We start from the raw sequence: 19,475 nt of genomic DNA, 5'->3' as shown, positions 1-19,475 counted from the left end.
TTACAGGATGGAGACCAGCCTTGGGCTCAAAGTCGGCGAGATCCGTCTGTTCCTTGCCTCACACTCCTTGTGGGTAATCCGTGTTACGCCATAGTCCCTATGACAGTCCGTGGAAGTCCGTTCTGAACAGCCATGATCCATATGCTCGTGTCCAGTGAGCTATTATGCGCCCCTAAGCACAGCCAAAATAGTCGCCTTTGTCACAGTTTCGTGTACGACATATCGTACAAGGTTAAAAAACCTCCTCCGGCTCCAGGTCAAACAAGTATTGCGGCGCCACATCCAATTTACGGCTGATGTCGTCTCCCTGCTGTTTCAACAGCTGGATGTCGTCTTGGTTTAAATCCTCGCCAAGGCCCTGGCGAATCACAATTTCAACCCGGCGGTTACGCGCGCGGTTGGCGCTTGAATCATTGCTGGCCAGCGGGCGGGTATCGGCAAAGCCCGACACTTCAAAGCGACGCGGCTCAAGGTAGTTGCCGCGCAGCAATTGTGAGGCGACCGAGGCGGCACGCATCGCCGACAAATCCCAATTATTGCGAAAGCGTGCTGAGTTAATGGGCACGTTATCGGTGTGCCCTTGCACTTCAATGCGCCCCGGCTTCAGCATCAGTACGGCGCGAATCTCATCGATAACATCGTAATAATCTGGCGCCAGGGTTGCGGTGCCCGATTCAAACGAGCCTTTCTCGCGTATGCGGATGATAATGTGCCGGCCACGGGTTTCTATTTCTAGTTCACCATTGGCGATTTGCTCTTTGAGCGTATCGGCCAGCTCGGCGGCATCGCGGCGGGTTTGTGCCACCAGCTCCTGCATAATTTGCTCTAGCCGCTCGCGCGCGCTGTCATCCATATCGGGCTCGCCGCGCTCGATGTCGTACTCTTGCGAGTCGCGCACCTCAAGACTCATCTGGGTGATATCCTCGGTGTGCTGCCTGATCTCATTGATGGGGGTAGGCTCGGGCTTACCGGGGCTAAACTCCTGCGCAATAATACTGGTGCCCTTGGGAATTTCGTTTACTGAGACCTCCGCCTGCACCCCGAACGCCTGGGCCAAAGAGCCCGCCAAGCGCTTAAACTTCATGGCGTCCATCTCAGAGAACGACAACAACAGCACAAAGAAACACATCAACAGCGCCATCAAATCGGCAAAGGTTGCCATCCAGGCCGGCAAACCCGGCTTGCAATCGCAGCCGTCGCCGATATCTTCGTCGTCAACATTCATGGCTGATTAACCATCCGCCGCATCGACGACGTCGCGCTTGCGCTCGGGCAGATAGGTGCGCAGCATGGTGTCGATCACCCGCGGGTTTTGCCCCGCTTGAATCGCCAGCAAGCCATCGATAATCATACTTTTTATCATGTGCTCTTCACTGGCGCGCAGCCGAAGTTTATCGGCGATCGGCAAAAACACCGCGTTGGCCAACATGGCACCGTATAGTGTGGTTAACAACGCCACCGCCATGGCCGGGCCAATGGCTTTGGGATCGTCCATGTTGGCGAGCATTGCCACCAGGCCAATCAAGGTGCCAATCATGCCCATGGCCGGCGCCACATCACCCAACGAGGCAAAAATCGCCGAGCCGTTGTTGTGCCGCCGCTCGGCCAGAGAGCGATCTTTGGACAACATCACCCGCACTACGTCCGGGTCGTGGCCATCCACCAACAGTTGAATACCTTTTTGCAAAAAATTATTGCCCACCTCACGCCCTTCGAGTGAGAGTAACCCACCTTTGCGCGCGGCATCGGCCAGTGCCACTACCTCGTCGATCAGGTCCAGCGGATCATCGATTTTATTGACGAAGCTTTTACCCGCCACTTTAAACGCGCTTAAAAAGTGCCCGAGGCCAAATTTTGCCATCACCGCAAACACACTGCCGCCCACCACGATCACCAGCGAAGGCGCGTTAAGAAACATGCCGATCTCACCCGACATAAACATCGAGACAATAATCAGGCCCACGGCCCCGATCAGCCCGATCAGCGTTGCTAAATCCACTCGCCACTCCTCACTGTTGCCGCGTTTAAGGCGTTAAACAACCCTATCGCCGGCGCATCTGCTCACATAATCCGTATCAAGTCACCATAGTAACCCGTTTAGACGCGGACACTAGTGCACCTGATCACCCGCAAACGGTATAATGCCCGCCAACAAGAACCCACAGCGTCCGCCATATCGTTACTTATCGGCCAGCAACGCTGGAACATAACCCCAAATTCTATACTGCAAAAACAGGTTGCCCTATGCCCGCCAAGAAAAAAAGCCTCGATCTGGAAGCCTCGCTATCCGAGCTGGAAACAATTGTGGCGCAGATGGAAACTGGCGAGTTAACCCTTGAGCAATCGCTGGCGGCCTTTGAGCAAGGCATAAAGCTAACCCGCGACTGCCAAACTCGCTTGCAACAGGCCGAGCAGCAGGTGCAAATGCTGATCGAGCAAAACGGCGAACCCAGCCTAACTGAATTTGACACCGACCCTCAGGACCATGGCGCCAGTTAATGACTGATTTTAACGAGTATGCCAGTGCCCTGCGCGCGCGAATGGATGCCGCGCTCAATCAAGTAATACCCGACACGCCCGGCAGCCAACTCGCCGAGGCCATGCGCTACAGCCTTGCCGGTGGCGGTAAAAGAATCCGCCCCCTGTTGTTGTTTGCGAGTTATCGCGCCATGGCCGGTGGCGCCGACCACCCGGCGCTCGACATCGCCGCCTGCGCGATCGAGTCGATCCACGCCTACAGCCTAATCCACGACGACTTGCCGGCCATGGACGACGACGACCTGCGCCGCGGTCGCCCTACCTGCCACCTTGCGTTTGATGAGGCTCTCGCCATACTCGCCGGCGACGCCTTGCAAAGCCTGGCGTTTGAATTACTGGCCGATGCTCCGGCGCTCAGTGACAGTAGCCGGGTTCAGCTAATGCGCTGTCTGAGCCGCGCCGCCGGGATGCAGGGGATGGTTGTCGGTCAGGCAATCGATCTGGCCGCCGTGGATACCGAGCTGGACATTACCCGCCTCGAGCACATGCACCGCTGTAAAACCGGTGCACTGATCGATGCCAGTGTCGCCATGGGCGCCACGATTGGCGAAGCCTCCCCCGCTCAACTCAATGCGCTGGCGCGCTACAGTCGCTCGGTGGGGCTGGCGTTTCAGGTACACGACGACATCCTCGATGTCACCGCCGACACCGCTACGTTAGGTAAACAACAGGGCGCCGATATCGCCCGCAATAAGCCGACCTACGTGTCATTGCTGGGCCTTAAAGCCGCTCAGGCGCGGGCCGAAGAGCTGCACCAAGAGGCGCTGGCGGCACTGGACGAGCTCGACGGCGATGTTGAGCCGCTGCACCTGATTGCACAATATGTTATCCGGCGCAGCCACTAACTCCCGGGTACCTCTAGCCAGTGTGAAGCTAACTACCTACAATGGCGGGTTTCCGCAAACGATAAAGTACGTCCATGCTTAATGAGATCCCGACACAGCGCCCGGATACCCCGCTACTCGACACCATCGAGTCGCCGGCGGACCTGCGCGAGCTTAAAGAAAAGCAGCTCGCCACCGTTGCCGCCGAGCTGCGGGCGTTTTTACTCTATAGCGTGGGCCAAACCGGCGGGCACTTTGGCGCCGGGCTCGGCGTGGTCGAGCTGACCATTGCCCTGCACTATATCTACCAAACTCCAGACGACCGCTTAGTGTGGGATGTAGGCCACCAAACTTACCCCCATAAGATTCTCACCGGCCGCCGTGAGCGATTACTTACTATGCGCCAAGAGGATGGCTTGTCTGGCTTCCCCAAGCGCGAAGAGAGCGAGTACGACACCTTTGGCGTGGGCCACTCAAGCACCTCAATCAGTGCCGCTTTGGGCATGGCGCTAGCCGGTGGCGAGCGTAAATGCGCCGCTATTATTGGCGATGGCGCCATGACCGCCGGCATGGCGTTTGAGGCACTCAACCATGTGGCCCACACCGATGCCGATTTACTGGTGATTCTCAACGACAACAATATGTCGATTTCACCCAACGTGGGCGGCCTTGCCACTTATTTATCCAAAATTTGGGGGAGCAAGTTTTATAACTCGCTGCGCGAGGGTAGCAAACAGGTACTGACCAAAATCCCTTCGGCATGGGAATTTGCCAAGCGCACCGAGGAGCACTTTAAGGGCTTTGTCTCGCCCGGCACCCTGTTTGAAGAGATGGGTTTTAACTACGTGGGCCCGATTGACGGCCACGACCTACCGTCGCTGGTGCGCTACCTACGCAACCTGCGCAACGTTAAAGGCCCAAAACTGCTGCATATCATCACCCAAAAAGGCAAAGGCTTTGAGCCCGCCGAGCAAGACCCGGTGGGCTACCACGCGCTTAACAAGCTGGAGCCGGCGCCGAAAAAGCCGGTAGCCAACCGGCCTAAGTACCAGGCGGTGTTTGGCCAATGGCTGTGCGATATGGCCGCGCTGGAACCGCGCCTTAATGCGATTACCCCTGCCATGTGTGAGGGCTCGGGCATGGTGGAGTTTTCCCGCGAGTACCCCGAGCGATTTTTTGATGTCGCCATTGCCGAGCAGCACGCCGTTACCCTAGCCGCCGGCATGGCCTGTGAAGGTTTAAAGCCAGTGGTCGCCATCTACTCGACCTTTTTACAGCGCGCTTACGATCAGCTGATTCACGATGTGGCCCTGCAAAAACTTGATGTGACTTTTGCCATCGACCGCGCCGGCTTGGTGGGTGAAGACGGCGCCACCCACGCCGGCAGTTTTGATATCAGCTATCTGCGCTGCATTCCCAACATGGTGATTGCCGCCCCCAGCGATGAAAACGAGTGTCGTCAGCTGCTGTACACCTGCTTTACCCACAAGGGGCCCAGCGCGGTACGCTACCCCCGCGGCACAGGCACCGGAGCGAGTATCGAGCCGGCCATGAATGCGCTGCCACTGGGTAAAGGTATTGTCCGGCGCGAGGGCGGCGATGTAGCGATTTTATGTTTTGGCACTTTATGTAAAACAGCCCGTCAGGTGGCCGACACCTTAGGCGCAACCCTGTGTGACATGCGCTTTGTTAAGCCATTAGACACAGCCTTGATCGATGAGATCTGCCAACGCCATCGCCTGATCGTCACCCTCGAAGAAAACGCCATCGCTGGTGGAGCCGGCTCGGCGGTTGCCGAATATCTGGCCGCCAGTGGGCAAGTGGCTGCGTTGTTGCAACTGGGTCTGGCCGATGTCTTCGTCAACCACGCCAGCCAAGCCGACCAGCTTGCCGGGCAGGGGCTCGACGCCAACGGTATCGAAAGCGCTGTTCGGGCCCGCTTAGCACAACTGCACGAGCCGGTTGCCGGTAAGCTGGCGCCTTAAGGCGCCGGACAATACTGACGCAAAAACTCATCATGACTTGGCTGAGCGGCGACGGCAATCGCACTGGCGCCACTGCGCAACGAGCGCGTCTACGGTACGGTTATAGTCCTCCGGGAAGCACTCCCACCGCCGCCAACAATAACAAACTTTTTGATTGGGGCTGCTTGCGCCACAGGTGTGCCTCTCTTATTCGTATAATCAGCAACAATATTAAAGAACTGTAAGTATTCGTTGCAATGCTTGTGGGTATTATTGCGTTGTGGCGGGCATTTATCTATGGTTGCGTGGCTGAGCCAGCAGCGGCAGCGGCGAGCCTGACGAAAAAACTAAACGATATACGTCAAGGCGGACGCAATGCCGACCATAATGCCCTCCAACAATAGCCACTCAATGATAATGAGCTGCGGCTGTTTGCCAAAACCGTAACGTCAAAACGCAACGGCGTAGGCTAGACTAGCCCAACAGCACTTAATTGGAGCAAACGCATGAAACTATTACTGGCCACCGTAGCAGCCTGCCTGCTTGCCGGCTGTGGCAGCCATATGGACAAAGCCACCTCACCGGACAGTAGCGCTTCCGCCAGCAGCACATCAGCGAATCAATTGTCTTTGATTCCGTACCCCGATGCGGTCACCCCGATGCCGGGCACGCTAGAGCTCAACAAAGTTGTCCACGTAGAGGCCGCCGACGGCACACCCACATCGGCACTGGCGCTTAACGGTTTACTCGATACGCTCGACATTACCCGAGACAGCTCGGCCAGCACTCAGATCCAGCTGTATCTGGTGGATGAGCCAGCCCTGGGCGATGAAGGTTACCGCCTGGACATTGATCAACAAATTGTCTTGAGCGCCAATACCGATGCCGGCTTGTTTTACGCGGTACAAACTCTGCGCCAATTGCTGCCCGCCACCGTACAGGCGAGCTACCAGTTACCCAACCTCAGCATTACCGATAGCCCCACTTATAGCTGGCGCGGCAATATGCTGGACGTGGCCCGCAGCTTCTTCTCAGTTGAGTACCTAAAACAGCACATCGATCGCATGGCGAGCTTTAAACTCAACCGCTTGCACCTGCACTTAAGTGATGATCAGGGCTGGCGCGTCGAGATAGAGGGCTACCCCAAGCTGACCGAGATTGGCGGAGCCAGCGCGGTGAAAGGTGGCCGCAGTGGCTTTTACACGCAAGATGACATCCGCGAGCTGGTGCGCTACGCCAAAGCCCGCCACGTAACGCTGGTGCCTGAGATCGACCTGCCCGGTCACACTCAGGCTGCGATTGCCTCGTACAACGAACTCGCCTGCGACGACGTTACTAACCTGGCGCCTTACAGCGGCTTAGAGGTGGGTTTTAGCAAGCTGTGCTTAACTGACCCCGAGACCACTTATACCTTTGTTAAAGATGTACTGACAGAAATCGTAAAATTGTTTCCGTCGGAGTATATCCACATCGGCGGCGACGAAATTAAAGATCCGCTCTACCCTGAGTTTATTGCGCGGGCGACTCGCATTGTCGATCAGCTAGGTCGTACCGCCATTGCCTGGGAGGAGGGTTCTGTCGCCGATAACGACCCGGACGTATTGCTGCAACTGTGGAACGATGAGTACGATATTCAACCGGCGCTGGATCGCGGCCACCAGTTGATTCTGTCACCTTGCTCTTACACCTACTTTGATCACGGCAATTATGAAGGCCAGCCCAACACTTACGACTGGTGCCGTAAAGAGGGCGTACCGCTGGAGCGTGCCTATCAGTTAAAGCCTGAAGACTTCGAGCAAATCGTCGGGATTGAGTCGGCCATGTGGTCAGAGTTGGTTCACACCGACAGCGCCGCTGATAACCGCCTGTGGCCACGGGTTGCCGTTACCGCCGAGCTCGGCTGGAGCCGTGCCGACGACCGCGACTACCAAGCGTTTTTACAACGCCTTAACGCCCTGCGGCCAATGCTGGATGCCATGGGCATCGAGTACTACCCAGAGCCGCAACTTAATTGGTAATGACAGCCTGAATCCGGCGCTACAAAAAGCGCCGGATATCACGCACGCATGCCGGATGTTTACGCTCCAGCCACATCACCGTTCCCTCTAACGTGTCGTCTGCTTTTACCGGCCCGCACTGCTCGCACAGCGCGACGTACAACTGGTTCACAACCCGTCTTATCTCCGACGCACTACACACCACCGAAAAAGCTTTGTCGCTGCCGTCAGATTCAAACCACCGCCGCAAACAGGCCTTCAAGACCGGGTTTAGCGACATATCATCCAAACGCAATAAAAAATCCAGGCGTAATTTGCCAAATTCGACACTCGGCATAACCACTTCCAGCGCCGTTAAGAAGTGCTCAAATACCTTATCTAAACGCTCAGGGTACGCTGCCTGCGCCGGGGGTTCTGGTACTTTATAGGCAGTGTGTAAAGGGTTAGGCTCGGGCAGTAACCCCACCGGGTTTTGGCTTAAACTCAAAAGCGTACGAATCACCTCTTTGCGCTTGCCAGCGATGGCTGGATATTGACCTAATTTACCGACAAATTCGTTTAACGCGTACACGGGTTTCGCCGCGTAATTTGCCTCCCATAAATTAAGCGCCTGCATTAAGGGCTCGCCGCTTAAATAATCGGCCAGCGCGGTAAAAACAATACGACGCTTAAGAGTTTGATCGGCCGCGCTACTCATGGCTCCATCACCTCAAGTGTGCGGCTGTTATAGGCTTTGCTGGTGCCAAACTCGGGATAGCCAATCTCACCGTGCTCGGTAATATCCAAGCCACGCTGCTCATGCAACGGCTCGGCACGCAGCGGCGAGATAACATTAATCCCCCCGTAAATCATCAGTGCACCGATAAACGCCCACACAAAACACACCAACACGCCGGTTAACTGCACCACAAACAAATCTATCGAAAATAAATCACCTCGATAGAACAAGCCAGCCGCCAAAGTGCCCCACGCCCCGGCAAAGCCGTGTACCGGTATAGCGCCCACTACATCATCGACTTTTAAGCGCAACAACAACCGAGCACCCAACACCACAACAATGCCGGCGATAAAACCGGTGATAATGGCAAACAGTGGGTCCATAGTGGCACAGCCCGCGGTAATGCCCACAAGGCCACCTAAGCTGCCATTAATAACATGGGCAACTTTTACTTTCTCGCCGATCAGGCGGCACGCTAACAGCGCGCCAGCGGCGCCGGCACACGCCGACAAGTGCGTATTTAAATTGATTAAACCGATGGCAACATCGGCCGCGAGCGTACTGCCGCCGTTAAAGCCAAACCAACCCAGCCATAAAATAAAGCCGCCCATGGCTACATAGCTGGAGTTGTGCCCGGCAATGTCCCGTGGCGATCCATCGCTGGCAAATCGGCCGATACGCGGGCCGACCACCAGTGCGCCCGCCAGCGCCACCCAGGCTCCCAACGAATGAACCACCGTTGAGCCGGCAAAATCGATAAAGCCCAGTTGCGCCAACCAACCACTGCCACTAAAGGCACTGCCCCACACCCAGCTACCAAACACAGGGTAAAGCACACCCATCACCAAACAGGCGGCAATCAGATAGCCGCCAAAACGGGTGCGCTCGGCCATAGTGCCACTGGCAATCGTCGCCGCCGTGGCAGCAAACATGGTTTGAAATAACACCACGCTCCAGTCCCACTCATAAGCCGGATTAAGCCAAAAGTGATCGGTGCCGAAAAAGCCCGTGGGGTTTGCGCCAAACATCAACCCAAACCCCACCAGGCAAAATACCAGCGAACCCAAACACACATCGGCGTAATTTTTCATAATGACGTTGATGGCGTTTTTACTGCGGGCCATACCACTTTCCAATAACGCAAAACCCGCCTGCATAAAAAACACCAGCGCAGCGGCAACCGCTATCCACACGGTATCCAGTGATGCTTGGCCGGTGTCGGCCGCACTCGCATTTGACGCGCTAAACAACAGCACCAAACTCGTTAATAACAAAACCCCTGAATGACTGCGCAATCGTTTCATATAAGCCCCATATCCGGTTAGCACTGCTCACTGCAGGCAGGATATATGCCAAACAACACAAGTGATAAAAGGCTTTTTATAACAGTGAGTTACAAGAGGTAAGCCTGCGCAAACGCGGCACGGCCGCTTTGGTCGCGCCTATATTGTGCTAGGGCTACAGATATGGGCGTTAAAGCGCACCAATAACGCCCAACTTCAGCCTGCAACACTACCGCTTCGGGGCCGCACAAACGCTCTGGCGCGCGGCTGGTCTCAGCGCGACCGTAAGCGTCGGGGATTCACGTACTATTTAACACCCCGCGGCAGACAATAAACCGTCAGTAACAGTCGACACTATCGCAGCGATAGGTGAGAATATCGCTGCGGCAAGCACGAGGCCTGCCGCCAAAGGATTCCCCCGCCCACTCAGGCTGGGCACATATAACGACGAGGATAATTATGGAACACTATATTCAGGCATTTCGCCAATACGTTGATTTTTCCGGCCGCTGGACGCGTACTCAGTACTGGATGTTTTTCTTGGTTAACTTTCTAATCATTCTCGGTATTGTCGTCGTCGAGTCTCTGCTTAAAATAGGTTTCATCAGCTCGCTTTACGGCCTCGTGCTCTTTATTCCCAGCCTTGCAGCTGCCGTTCGCCGTTTACGCGATGCGGGCTTCTCACCTTGGTGGATACTGATTAGCTTAATTCCGGTGATAGGTACCATCGCCCTGATTGTTTTACTGGCACAACCTACTAAAGCCGCTGCCGCGGAATAATCTAACGGGCACGGCCACTAACGCTGTGCCATTCTCCCTGTGTTTACCGCCATGAGGCCACCAATGTCTGAGCTGCGAAAAACGCTCGAGTTAAAATCCTTTCTCGGATTATTAATATTGGTATCCATCGCTTTTTTATGGATTCTGCAGCCGTTCTTTGGCCCCGTATTTTGGGCCTGCGCACTGGCTATTATTTTTTATCCAGCGCAATCGCGCTTTTTAAGCAATCTTAAACATCGCCCTAATATCCGCTCACTGATCACCCTGGGGTTTTGCCTTGTCATCGTCATTATTCCGGTGATTTTTTTGGTCAGCTCGGTGGTGGCCCAAGCCGCCTCCTTGTATCAGCAAATAGATTCTGGCGAGATCGACCCGGCAAAAAAAATTGAGCAGTTCGAGAGTAGCTTCCCTATCGTACAAAATACGCTGGCGCGTTTTGGCGTAAACCTCGATGACCTAAAGCAGCAAGCGGTAAACTTTGCCATGAACAGCGGCAAGTACATCGCCCAGTACACCTTTAACATTGGGCAAAATGCCTTTAAGTTTGTGCTTAATTTTTGCCTTATGCTGTACCTCACCTTCTTTTTACTGCGCGACGGCAACCAGCTGTTGGAGCTGATGATTCGCGCCTTGCCTATGGGCGATACCCGCGAGCGCCTGTTGTTTTCAAAGTTTGCCGAAGTTACCCGTGCCACCGTAAAAGGCAACCTGGTGGTCGCCATGGTGCAGGGGGCACTTGGCGGTTTTATCTTTTGGGTGCTGGGTATTCCGGCTGCGCTGTTGTGGGCCGTGGTAATGGCGTTTGCCTCGTTACTACCCGCCGTGGGTGCGGCCATCATTTGGGGGCCGGTCGCCATTTATTTGCTGGCGGTCGGTAATTATGTCGATGGCATTATCTTAGTCGCCTTCGGCGGTGGAGTAATTGGCTTAGTGGACAACTTACTGCGCCCTGTGCTGGTAGGGCGCGATACTAAACTGCCCGACTATTTGGTGCTGCTTTCAACCCTGGGCGGTATGGCGTTGTTTGGCATTAACGGCTTTGTGATCGGCCCCTTGATTGCCGCGCTGTTTATTGCTTTTTGGGGGATATTTATGCGCGAGATCAATGTCGATGATCCCCAGGAAGACAGCACTCCAGAGACCTTAGACGAAGCGCTGCATACAACAATCCAGCCCGACGAACCAAGCTCGCCGTAACCCTACTGCCGGAGCCTTTCACGGCTCCGGCGTTTACACCACACCCACCCTCGCGGCATCAATAATATCCATTAAGCGTGCTAAATAAGCGTCCTTGGGCCGAAAACTCCCACTGGTGCGCCGCTTCACATCTCGCTCCAAACTATCCAGCATGCGCCTAAGCCGGCGCTGATGAACTCCCAGCAAGCTTTGCACGGGATCAGAAATAAGCCCGGAAAAACAGGCAAATACTGCCATCAATGCCATTACCGAAGCGGTAGAGAGCACAATTAAACTCGTCTGCGGTGCCACCGGAAATACACTGTAATACCAACCACCCAACACAGGCCCCAGAAAAAAGTCCCACGCCGCCCAGCGGTTAGCGACCACACTGGCCAGCGTCATACCGATAGCGATACCGCCCGGGGTAAACTTTTGCAGCGTAAACGCCCCGGCCAAGGTGGCGAACAAGGTATTGCTGATATCGGCACTGGCGGTTCGTGTCAGTGCGTACTGAGCCAGGGCATCATCCAGACTTTGCTCAAGCGCGCTCTCTTGGGCAAACTCAAGCTCGGTAAAATGTTCGCACTGGACGATAGCCGCCACTACACATTCGCGCAATCGGTGTTGGCCGGCCCCGCGCTGTAACAGCTCGCGCTCAGCGCAGCTCACAAGATACTGCTGGATATTGGTTTGCATACCGCTCGGCACCCGACGTAGCTGACGCGCGGGCCACAACAAGCGGCACCGCTCACTCAGCCAGGCAAGCACTTGCAACGTTAAATAAAAAGGTACCCAGATTAGGTTGAGCGGTGCGCGTAACAGGTCCCACCCCAGCGCGCGGCGATTGGTTTGCCAGGCACCGGGGTAGCGAAAGTGCCGTCTCACAAACCCGGGGACTCGCGCGCGACACTCCCTAAAATACTCGTCTACACCGCGCTCCATCGCCGCAATTAAGGCTTGTTTATCTCGCTCTGGTCGTTGGGTTTGCGGCATGCCTTACGTTAATACCCCATTGAGTCCGGCGAGGTTGGCATGGCTTGCTGTTCACGATAATCGTTAAGGGCACCATAGAGCCAGTCGCGGGACGGAATTTCAGATCCGTCGCTGAGTATGATCATATAAGGCTTACGCGTGATGGAGCTTTTACTGGCGAGGTTATCGATAAAGTCCTCAGCCGTTTTCGCGTAACGTCCGGCACGACGGTACTTCATGGCCAAATGATCGGCCGCCTCTTGTGCGTTGTGCTCACTGCCATTGCGCACAAATATCGCACCACTGCTGCCAACAAAATCGATCAGGTAGGCTACCTCGCGCTCGTCTTTACTCTCGGTCGGGGTATCGGAATGAGTATCGGCATAAGCGCCCAACGTCAAAAAACACAACAGTAAATAAATCACAAAACGTGTATTAATCTTGTACCACATGGTGTGCCTCCTCGGGCGCAGTCATTGTCAGCGACACTAACAATGGGTTGTGATCCGAACTTTCATAGATGGGCACCCGAGCGGCACTGATTGTCACACCACGCAACCATACATAATCCAGTGCTAAACCGAAGGTCAAGGTGCGGTTATCCTCGGGAAACTCGGTCGCCACTAAACCCAACGGTTCTAACAGCTCCTGTAGCACTTCATTGCGGGCATCGCTCCAACTGTTTAAGTCGCCGGCAAAAATAATAGGCCCCTGATGCTCTCGCATTAAGGAAGCCACCGTTGCAATTTGCTCGCGGTAGGCATTGGTGCCTAACGTAAAATTAATGGCGTGAACATTAACCGCCAGTAAGCGCTCACCATTTTGCAACACGTACTCTACAACACCGGTTGCTTTAGGGGTGTTAAGCCAGGGCTCGTCGTGAGTAAACTGGCAGTGCACCGCCGCGGGCCAGCGACTCAAGGTCATCACCCCCGATTGCATATCGCCTGATTGATAACCGGGCGAAAACCGCCAGTAGGGCTTAAGCGCTTCCAGCCGCTCGTCTTCCAGCGCCTCTTGCAGCAATACAATATCCACACTCTGGCTAAGCTGCGTTAAATCGCGCAGTAAATGCTCGTTCTGCGCCTTGTAAATGTTCCAGCTTAAAATCGAAAATGCATCGGGCAGATGATAGGCCGGTTCGTAACTTTGCGCCCGGCTGCCATTAAGCCGCATCAGGCAATCCTCGGCCGTATTGGCCGTATCCGTTAGCTCGGGCTCGCCGACAATTGGCTCGGGTTGCGCCGACACCAACAGCGACAAAGCACCAATCCCGGTGGCCAGCAGCGCCTTACGCCAAAGCCTTAGCGTGGGCCGCAGAAATGTACGCGACGCTGCTGTAAGCGGCACCAATTTACCTGATGAGTGGATCATAAGAGAACGCATCCTAAGCAAAAGCGTTTAAGCAGACCGGACAGCAGGCTAAGTGTAACGCTTTTAAAGGGGGTACACATTGTGTCTATGTAAAGCCAGTGTAGGTAAAAAATACGCGTGGCTGGCGTCAATACTTCAGACACTTATATGACAATTTAGGAAGAGGCAAGTTCCTCTAAAAGCGTCGACTTAAACGGGGGCTAACCCGCGCGTGGAGCCACCGCACGGCTCAACCGCCGGCTCTAATCATTGGCCATGGTATCGTAAATATCGGCGGCCAGCTTATAAAACAGGGGTTCGTCGGGGTGCTTTTCAATTGCAGTTTCTATACGTTGCGCCGCCTGCTGATACTCGGCGTTGCGGTAATACTTTGACGCCAAACGGTATTGATAATACGGGTTGTCTTCTCGGTACTCGCGCGCCACCGCTTCAAGCTCGGCGGCCAAATCATCACGCCCGGTACGGCGATAGAGCTGGCTTAGATTTTGAATCGCCGTTAAGTCTTGCGGGTTGCGCGTCAGCGCCTCACTGTAAAGTGCCTCTGCGTAATCAACGAGGCCCTGCCGCCGATACAACGCCGCCAGGTTATTCCACAAAAAACTCTGGCGGCTATCGAGCTCAATTGCCTGCTGTAAATTAAAGAAGCGGTTGGCCAGGGTTTTACCCGCGGTATCAACAGGGGCTATCGCCAGGTTATTAAAAAACTGGCTCTTGGCCGTTCGATCGCTGATGGTTTCTTGTGGGTAGTAAGCACGATAATTACGCATATCTAAGTCAACCACCAGCGAATCAACCTGATGGCGCAGGTTAATTTTAACATTCACATGGCGCATAAATTGTAGCCTGTCGCCAATCCGATCCCAGGTTGGCGGGATAGACACATCGTTAATATCAGCCCGCAGACCGACATGACGCGCCATCGCCACAAACAGCAACGAAAAGCTCAGGCAATTCGCCTGACGTACCTGAAAAGCCTCGGCCGGCGTGTAGGTCGCCGTCGTGTCATAGCGGATGCCCCGCCCACCGCCCGACTCGGGTATCAACAAGGCATTGTGCAGCGCCCTAACCCGATCGGCATCACCGCGTACGCCACTCACGGCCTGTTCAGCAAAAACAGCCATTTCAGGCGTTAACGCCAGCAGCTCGTCGGGAGAGATCCGCGCAGAGGGGGTTTGGTGCAGGATATCCAATGCCGTGCCACTTAGGGCGCGCGCCACTAGCGCCTCGTCCGAGGGCGGCAACAGCCAGCTTATAGCGTTGTTACTACACCCCATGAGTAGGGGTAACCAAACGCCAAATAATACAGTGATCAATAATCGTGTTGAAGCTTTCTGGTACATAGCCAGCGCCTCTTTATAGGTTAGACACTTCGAGTATACCCCTCCCGCACATTTTCGCCAGTTTCGCACTGCCTGCGACGCACCGCTTTGGGGAGCCGTCTTAAACGGCTCGATGGTACGCCTTTTGCTCTAACCAACGGCAACCCTATGCTTAACCCTGAGGAGCTTCATGTGACGCTGCTATATCTAACATCCGTTGATGGCCCCACCAGTCTTGCAGCCTGCATAGAACCAATGGCGTCTACCTATGGCCCGCTGGCCTGTCACAGCCTCAGCGAAAGCTCGGAGCTTTGCCCGACGGCAACGGTACTAGTCGCCGAACTCAATCGCTGGAGCGAATTTGCCAATAGCCTATGGCTTGCGCGGCTATCAAACCCCGAGCTAACCTCAATTATTATTTGCCACCAAGCGAGCGAGCCAGATGCCTGTGCCGCTATCGACGCCGGCGCCAGCAACTTCGTCAGTGCAGATTTAACAGCCAGAAGCCTACCCCTACTAGTGGCCGCTACCCACAAACAACAGCAAAAATCGCTACAGCTACAGCAGCAGCTGCAACAGTGCAGGCAGCAATTAAGCGACCGAATCATCATCGAGAAAGCCAAAGGCATGCTAATGCAAACCCGAGGCTGCAGTGAGAACGACGCCTACCAACAACTGCGCCGGCAAGCGATGCAACACCAACTACCCATGATCAAACTGGCCCGTCAATTATTATCCGTCAAGCAACTGTTGCAACCCTAGCGATCCCCCCAGCTGCGGCGAGAGCACAGCCGCGCACCCAGATGCACCACCGCGCCCCACTTTTGCACCAACGGTAATCGCCAAACCCTATCCGCACGCGCACCAGAAACGAACAAACCCGTGCCTTAAAAAAAACCGCCCGGCTCAGGCTTGTGCATATACCCCTGCAAATAGGTTATACGCATGATTTTCTTGCACGATTATGGGCGATTTAATATCTGGCACGACAATTGAAATAACAAGCGTGCAAACGGCATTTTAACGGCCCATTAATTTCTGCCACTGGCCAACGGCGGTCACAGGCAGCGGACAAAGGCGTCCATCAACGGCAGCACAATTACGTGTCGCCTTTGGTGTGCGCCTTTTTTATTACTCAAACAAGTGCAAGCAACCTCAAACAAAAAACGGATGGAGCTTTTATGAACGAGCGCAACGCACCCGGCTTACCGTCGGCCCGATTGATAAAAAAGGTCAGTAAAAAATTCGCTAAGTGTCTGCTGGCGGTTACGGCCACCTTCTGCATCAGCAGCCCAAGCTTGGCCGTGGGCGACCCCGAAAAAGAAGACTTAAAGTTTGGCTTTATTAAACTCACCGATATGGCACCGCTCGCCATTGCTCTAGAGAAGGGCTACTTCGAAGACGAAGGACTATACGTGGAGCTAGAGGCCCAGGCCAACTGGAAAGTATTGCTAGATCGGGTTATTACCGGCGAGCTGGACGGCGCGCACATGTTGGCAGGCCAGCCATTGGCGGCAACGATTGGCTACGGCACTAAGGCTCATATCATTACGCCTTTCTCGATGGATTTAAACGGCAACGGCATTACCGTTTCCAATGAAATTTGGGAGCAAATGAAACCCAACATTCCCAAGCGAGCCGATGGCAAACCGGTTCACCCCATTAAAGCCGACGCCCTTAAGCCGGTGGTGGATGCCTACCAAAAAGAAGGCAAACCGTTTAATTTAGGCATGGTGTTTCCAGTATCGACGCACAATTACGAGCTGCGTTACTGGTTGGCGGCGGGTGGCATTCACCCAGGCTATTACGCACCCCATAAAGGCGACACATCCGGCCAGCTACAAGCCGATGCGCTGCTCAGCGTAACTCCGCCACCGCAAATGCCCTCGACTATGGAAGCCGGTACGATTTACGGTTACTGCGTCGGCGAGCCGTGGAACCAACAAGCCGTTTTTAAAGGCATTGGTGTGCCGGTTATTACCGATTACGAAATCTGGAAAAACAATCCGGAAAAAGTGTTCGGCATTACCAAAGAGTTTGCAGAGCAATACCCCAACACCACGGTACGCTTAACCAAGGCGCTTATTCGTGCCGCTAAGTGGCTGGATGCAAACGATAATGCCAACCGCCCAGAGGCGGTTAAGATTTTGTCCAAGCCCTATTACGTAGGCGCCGATTACGAAGTGATCGCAAACTCCATGACCGGCACGTTTGAATACGAGAAGGGCGACAAGCGCGAGGTTCCAGACTTTAACGTGTTCTTTCGCTACCACGCCACCTACCCTTATTACTCCGATGCCATCTGGTACTTGACGCAAATGCGCCGCTGGGGCCAAATCTCTGAGCACAAAGACGACGCCTGGTATTTAGATACCGCGAAGAAGGTTTATCGCCCCGACATTTACGCGACTGCGGCCAAAGCCTTGATCGCCGACGGCGCCGCTAAAGCAGACGAGTTTCCGGCCTTTGCCAGCGAAACCGGCATCAAACCACCACAGGCTGATTTTCTCGACGGCATTACCTACGACGGTAGCCAACCCAATGCCTATCTGGAAAAACTCACCATTGGCTTAAAAGCCGACGACTCCCTGTAAGCATTAAACACTGTGGCGCCGGCAACGGCGCCCGTTTGTGAGGAATCCGTTATGAACCCTGCCATCGCAATTCGCCAAAAATGGCAACACACCGATCTCGGTAAAACACAATGGCTGGCCATTAGCCGGGCAGTCGCTCTACCCATTCTTGGGCTGCTACTGTTTATGGGGTTATGGCACATTGGTGCGCAACAAGTCGACACGTCGCTCGGTACGTTTCCGGGGCCCGTTGAAGTCAAACAGCAGTGGCATAACCTACTTAGTGAACACCAAGCCGAGAACCAACGCGAGGCGGCCTTTTACGAGCGTCAACAAGAGCGTAACGAAAAAAAATTAGCGGCCAATCCCGATGCCGACATTAAATGGCGCGACTTCAACCGCCGCCCCACATTTTTCGATCAGATTATTACCAGCCTTATTACGGTAATGACGGGCTTTTTATTGGCGACAGTAATTGCTATACCGCTGGGTATTTGTATCGGTTTAAGTAACAACATGTACCGTGCACTCAACCCCATTATCCAAATCTTTAAGCCCGTTTCACCGCTGGCCTGGTTACCGCTGGTCACCATGGTGGTGAGCGCGGTGTATGTCACCGACGACCCGATGTTCGCCAAATCGTTTATCACCTCAGTGGTAACCGTTACTCTTTGCTGCTTGTGGCCAACCATGGTCAACACCGCTGTCGGCGTGGCCAGCATCGGCCAGGATTTAAAAAACGTTAGCCGGGTACTGCGCTTGGGCTGGCTTACGCACGTTAAAACCATCGTTTTACCCGCCTCAATCCCCATGATGTTTACCGGCCTACGCCTGTCACTTGGTATCGCCTGGATGGTGTTAATTGCCGCGGAGATGCTGGCGCAAAACCCGGGTCTTGGAAAGTTTGTATGGGATGAGTTTCAAAACGGTTCGTCCGACTCGCTAGGGCGAATTTGTGTGGCTGTGCTAATGATCGGCTTTATTGGATTTTTATTAGATCGCGCCCTACTGCTGTTGCAAAGCCGGGTTAACTGGGACAAGAACGCTGTGATGCGTTAGGAGATCACTATGAACAATGTACATTTAGAACTCAGCCGCGTAGGCATCAGTTTTCCAACCCCGAAAGGGCCTTTTTGTGCCCTCAAAGACGTCGATTTAAAAATTAAAAAAGGCGAATTTGTATCACTCATTGGGCACTCAGGTTGTGGTAAATCCACCGTACTGAATATCGTCGCCGGTTTATATCAAGCGAGTACCGGAGGCGTTGTGCTCAATGGCCGCGAGGTTAACGAGCCGGGCCCCGAACGCGCCGTGGTGTTTCAAAACCATTCGCTGTTGCCATGGCTGACCGCGTACCAGAACGTTGAGCTGGCTGTTAAGCGAGTATTTGGCCGCAGCAAAAGCCGTCGCGAGATGCGTGAGTGGATCGAGCACAACCTGGAGCTGGTGCAAATGGGTCATGCCTTACACAAAAAACCCGATGAAATCTCTGGTGGCATGAAGCAGCGCGTTGGTATTGCCCGGGCCCTGGCTATGGAGCCGCAAGTGCTGCTAATGGATGAACCCTTTGGCGCTTTGGATGCGCTCACCCGCGCGCACCTGCAAGACTCGCTCATGGAGATTCAGGCCGATTTGGGCAACACCGTTATTATGATTACCCACGATGTGGACGAGGCGGTACTGTTGTCCGATCGTATCGTTATGATGACCAACGGCCCCGCCGCAACTGTGGGGGAGATTCTCGATATCGAATTGCCGCGCCCGCGCGACCGACTGGCCCTAGCCGACAACCCTGAGTACAACCACTACCGCAGCGCCGTGTTACGCTTTTTGTACGAGAAACAACGCAAGGTCGAGCCCATTGCAACGCGCCGCGGCACAGCCGGAAGCTCAGGCAAAAGCAAACATCACGCGGCCTGATCACACCGGTTTTCTGTGGCACAATAGCGGATAC

At 54.5% G+C, this 19,475-nt stretch carries 18 protein-coding genes; 10 read left to right on the top strand and 8 right to left on the bottom strand.

What is annotated here, in order from left to right:
• Positions 1-232: 232 nt before the first annotated feature.
• A complete protein-coding gene (locus SD69_RS00520) occupies positions 233-1,225 on the bottom strand; it encodes a flagellar motor protein MotB (protein WP_041521642.1) in 993 nt (330 codons plus the stop codon).
• 6 nt (positions 1,226-1,231) lie between these two features.
• Positions 1,232-1,999 (bottom strand): flagellar motor protein PomA, encoded by a 768-nt coding sequence (gene pomA / locus SD69_RS00515; RefSeq protein ID WP_041521641.1) that lies wholly within the window; start codon positions 1,997-1,999, stop codon positions 1,232-1,234.
• Positions 2,000-2,244: 245 nt separating this feature from the next.
• Between pomA and SD69_RS00510 the strand changes: the two genes are divergently transcribed.
• The 4 genes from SD69_RS00510 to SD69_RS00495 all read left to right on the top strand — a co-directional run bounded on the left by SD69_RS00510 (position 2,245) and on the right by SD69_RS00495 (position 7,344).
• Entirely contained in the window at positions 2,245-2,499 is a 255-nt protein-coding gene (locus SD69_RS00510; RefSeq protein ID WP_041521640.1) for an exodeoxyribonuclease VII small subunit, read from the top strand.
• The gene (locus SD69_RS00505) at positions 2,499-3,383 is read left to right on the top strand and encodes a polyprenyl synthetase family protein (RefSeq protein ID WP_041521639.1); all 885 of its coding nucleotides are present in this window, start codon (positions 2,499-2,501) and stop codon (positions 3,381-3,383) included. The genes SD69_RS00510 and SD69_RS00505 overlap by 1 nt, the downstream gene beginning before the upstream one ends.
• Positions 3,384-3,457: 74 nt before the next feature.
• A complete protein-coding gene (gene dxs, locus SD69_RS00500; RefSeq protein WP_041521638.1) occupies positions 3,458-5,347 on the top strand; it encodes a 1-deoxy-D-xylulose-5-phosphate synthase in 1,890 nt (629 codons plus the stop codon).
• 485 nt (positions 5,348-5,832) lie between these two features.
• Positions 5,833-7,344 carry a beta-N-acetylhexosaminidase gene (locus SD69_RS00495; RefSeq protein WP_052480770.1) on the top strand — a complete coding sequence of 504 codons (1,512 nt, stop codon included), beginning with the start codon at positions 5,833-5,835 and terminating at the stop codon, positions 7,342-7,344.
• A 19-nt stretch (positions 7,345-7,363) separates the two neighbouring features.
• On the opposite strand, the gene SD69_RS00490 is transcribed toward SD69_RS00495, so the two are convergent.
• Both SD69_RS00490 and SD69_RS00485 read right to left on the bottom strand, forming a co-directional pair.
• The gene (locus SD69_RS00490; RefSeq protein ID WP_041521637.1) at positions 7,364-8,020 is read right to left on the bottom strand and encodes a hypothetical protein; all 657 of its coding nucleotides are present in this window, start codon (positions 8,018-8,020) and stop codon (positions 7,364-7,366) included.
• Positions 8,017-9,345, bottom strand: a complete 1,329-nt coding sequence (locus tag SD69_RS00485) for an ammonium transporter (protein WP_041521636.1) — start codon at positions 9,343-9,345, stop codon at positions 8,017-8,019. The genes SD69_RS00490 and SD69_RS00485 overlap by 4 nt, the downstream gene beginning before the upstream one ends.
• A gap of 438 nt (positions 9,346-9,783) precedes the next feature.
• Here SD69_RS00485 and SD69_RS00480 point away from each other — a divergent pair, with 438 nt between their 5' ends.
• Both SD69_RS00480 and SD69_RS00475 read left to right on the top strand, forming a co-directional pair.
• On the top strand, positions 9,784-10,104 hold the full coding sequence (locus tag SD69_RS00480; RefSeq protein ID WP_041521635.1) for a DUF805 domain-containing protein: 321 nt from the start codon (positions 9,784-9,786) through the stop codon (positions 10,102-10,104).
• Between the two features lie 63 nt (positions 10,105-10,167).
• Positions 10,168-11,301 carry an AI-2E family transporter gene (locus tag SD69_RS00475; protein WP_084591442.1) on the top strand — a complete coding sequence of 378 codons (1,134 nt, stop codon included), beginning with the start codon at positions 10,168-10,170 and terminating at the stop codon, positions 11,299-11,301.
• A gap of 33 nt (positions 11,302-11,334) precedes the next feature.
• On the opposite strand, the gene SD69_RS00470 is transcribed toward SD69_RS00475, so the two are convergent.
• The 4 genes from SD69_RS00470 to SD69_RS00455 all read right to left on the bottom strand — a co-directional run bounded on the left by SD69_RS00470 (position 11,335) and on the right by SD69_RS00455 (position 14,903).
• A complete protein-coding gene (locus tag SD69_RS00470; RefSeq protein ID WP_052480769.1) occupies positions 11,335-12,276 on the bottom strand; it encodes a DUF6635 family protein in 942 nt (313 codons plus the stop codon).
• An 8-nt stretch (positions 12,277-12,284) separates the two neighbouring features.
• On the bottom strand, positions 12,285-12,707 hold the full coding sequence (locus SD69_RS00465; protein ID WP_198144034.1) for a DUF5329 family protein: 423 nt from the start codon (positions 12,705-12,707) through the stop codon (positions 12,285-12,287).
• The gene (locus SD69_RS00460; protein ID WP_084591441.1) at positions 12,691-13,629 is read right to left on the bottom strand and encodes an endonuclease/exonuclease/phosphatase family protein; all 939 of its coding nucleotides are present in this window, start codon (positions 13,627-13,629) and stop codon (positions 12,691-12,693) included. Before SD69_RS00460 ends, SD69_RS00465 begins: the two co-directional genes overlap by 17 nt.
• 242 nt (positions 13,630-13,871) lie before the next feature.
• On the bottom strand, positions 13,872-14,903 hold the full coding sequence (locus SD69_RS00455) for a transglutaminase-like domain-containing protein (protein WP_198144033.1): 1,032 nt from the start codon (positions 14,901-14,903) through the stop codon (positions 13,872-13,874).
• Positions 14,904-15,140: 237 nt separating this feature from the next.
• Here SD69_RS00455 and SD69_RS17900 point away from each other — a divergent pair, with 237 nt between their 5' ends.
• The 4 genes from SD69_RS17900 to SD69_RS00435 all read left to right on the top strand — a co-directional run bounded on the left by SD69_RS17900 (position 15,141) and on the right by SD69_RS00435 (position 19,441).
• On the top strand, positions 15,141-15,710 hold the full coding sequence (locus SD69_RS17900; RefSeq protein ID WP_052480768.1) for an ANTAR domain-containing response regulator: 570 nt from the start codon (positions 15,141-15,143) through the stop codon (positions 15,708-15,710).
• A gap of 419 nt (positions 15,711-16,129) precedes the next feature.
• On the top strand, positions 16,130-17,542 hold the full coding sequence (locus tag SD69_RS00445) for a CmpA/NrtA family ABC transporter substrate-binding protein (RefSeq protein ID WP_157471583.1): 1,413 nt from the start codon (positions 16,130-16,132) through the stop codon (positions 17,540-17,542).
• 51 nt (positions 17,543-17,593) lie between these two features.
• Entirely contained in the window at positions 17,594-18,580 is a 987-nt protein-coding gene (locus SD69_RS00440) for an ABC transporter permease (RefSeq protein WP_041521633.1), read from the top strand.
• A gap of 9 nt (positions 18,581-18,589) precedes the next feature.
• Positions 18,590-19,441, top strand: coding sequence for an ABC transporter ATP-binding protein (locus SD69_RS00435; RefSeq protein ID WP_084591439.1), 852 nt, complete (start codon positions 18,590-18,592; stop codon positions 19,439-19,441).
• Positions 19,442-19,475: the final 34 nt, after the last annotated feature.

Origin of the sequence: Gilvimarinus agarilyticus, from assembly GCF_000832015.1 — a bacterium.
GTDB classification, from domain to species: Bacteria; Pseudomonadota; Gammaproteobacteria; order Pseudomonadales; family Cellvibrionaceae; genus Gilvimarinus; species Gilvimarinus agarilyticus.
Note: the sequence above shows the minus strand (reverse complement) of the source record. Positions and strands in the feature narration are given on the sequence as shown.

Coding starts and splice junctions, on each gene's coding strand:
- SD69_RS00520 (WP_041521642.1), bottom strand. CDS start 1,225: ATGAATGTTGACGACGAAGATATCGGCGACGGCTGCGATTGCAAGCCG.
- SD69_RS00510 (WP_041521640.1), top strand. CDS start 2,245: ATGCCCGCCAAGAAAAAAAGCCTCGATCTGGAAGCCTCGCTATCCGAG.
- SD69_RS00505 (WP_041521639.1), top strand. CDS start 2,499: ATGACTGATTTTAACGAGTATGCCAGTGCCCTGCGCGCGCGAATGGAT.
- dxs (WP_041521638.1), top strand. CDS start 3,458: ATGCTTAATGAGATCCCGACACAGCGCCCGGATACCCCGCTACTCGAC.
- SD69_RS00495 (WP_052480770.1), top strand. CDS start 5,833: ATGAAACTATTACTGGCCACCGTAGCAGCCTGCCTGCTTGCCGGCTGT.
- SD69_RS00490 (WP_041521637.1), bottom strand. CDS start 8,020: ATGAGTAGCGCGGCCGATCAAACTCTTAAGCGTCGTATTGTTTTTACC.
- SD69_RS00485 (WP_041521636.1), bottom strand. CDS start 9,345: ATGAAACGATTGCGCAGTCATTCAGGGGTTTTGTTATTAACGAGTTTG.
- SD69_RS00480 (WP_041521635.1), top strand. CDS start 9,784: ATGGAACACTATATTCAGGCATTTCGCCAATACGTTGATTTTTCCGGC.
- SD69_RS00475 (WP_084591442.1), top strand. CDS start 10,168: ATGTCTGAGCTGCGAAAAACGCTCGAGTTAAAATCCTTTCTCGGATTA.
- SD69_RS00470 (WP_052480769.1), bottom strand. CDS start 12,276: ATGCCGCAAACCCAACGACCAGAGCGAGATAAACAAGCCTTAATTGCG.
- SD69_RS00465 (WP_198144034.1), bottom strand. CDS start 12,707: ATGTGGTACAAGATTAATACACGTTTTGTGATTTATTTACTGTTGTGT.
- SD69_RS00460 (WP_084591441.1), bottom strand. CDS start 13,629: ATGATCCACTCATCAGGTAAATTGGTGCCGCTTACAGCAGCGTCGCGT.
- SD69_RS00455 (WP_198144033.1), bottom strand. CDS start 14,903: ATGGGGTGTAGTAACAACGCTATAAGCTGGCTGTTGCCGCCCTCGGAC.
- SD69_RS00445 (WP_157471583.1), top strand. CDS start 16,130: ATGAACGAGCGCAACGCACCCGGCTTACCGTCGGCCCGATTGATAAAA.
- SD69_RS00440 (WP_041521633.1), top strand. CDS start 17,594: ATGAACCCTGCCATCGCAATTCGCCAAAAATGGCAACACACCGATCTC.
- SD69_RS00435 (WP_084591439.1), top strand. CDS start 18,590: ATGAACAATGTACATTTAGAACTCAGCCGCGTAGGCATCAGTTTTCCA.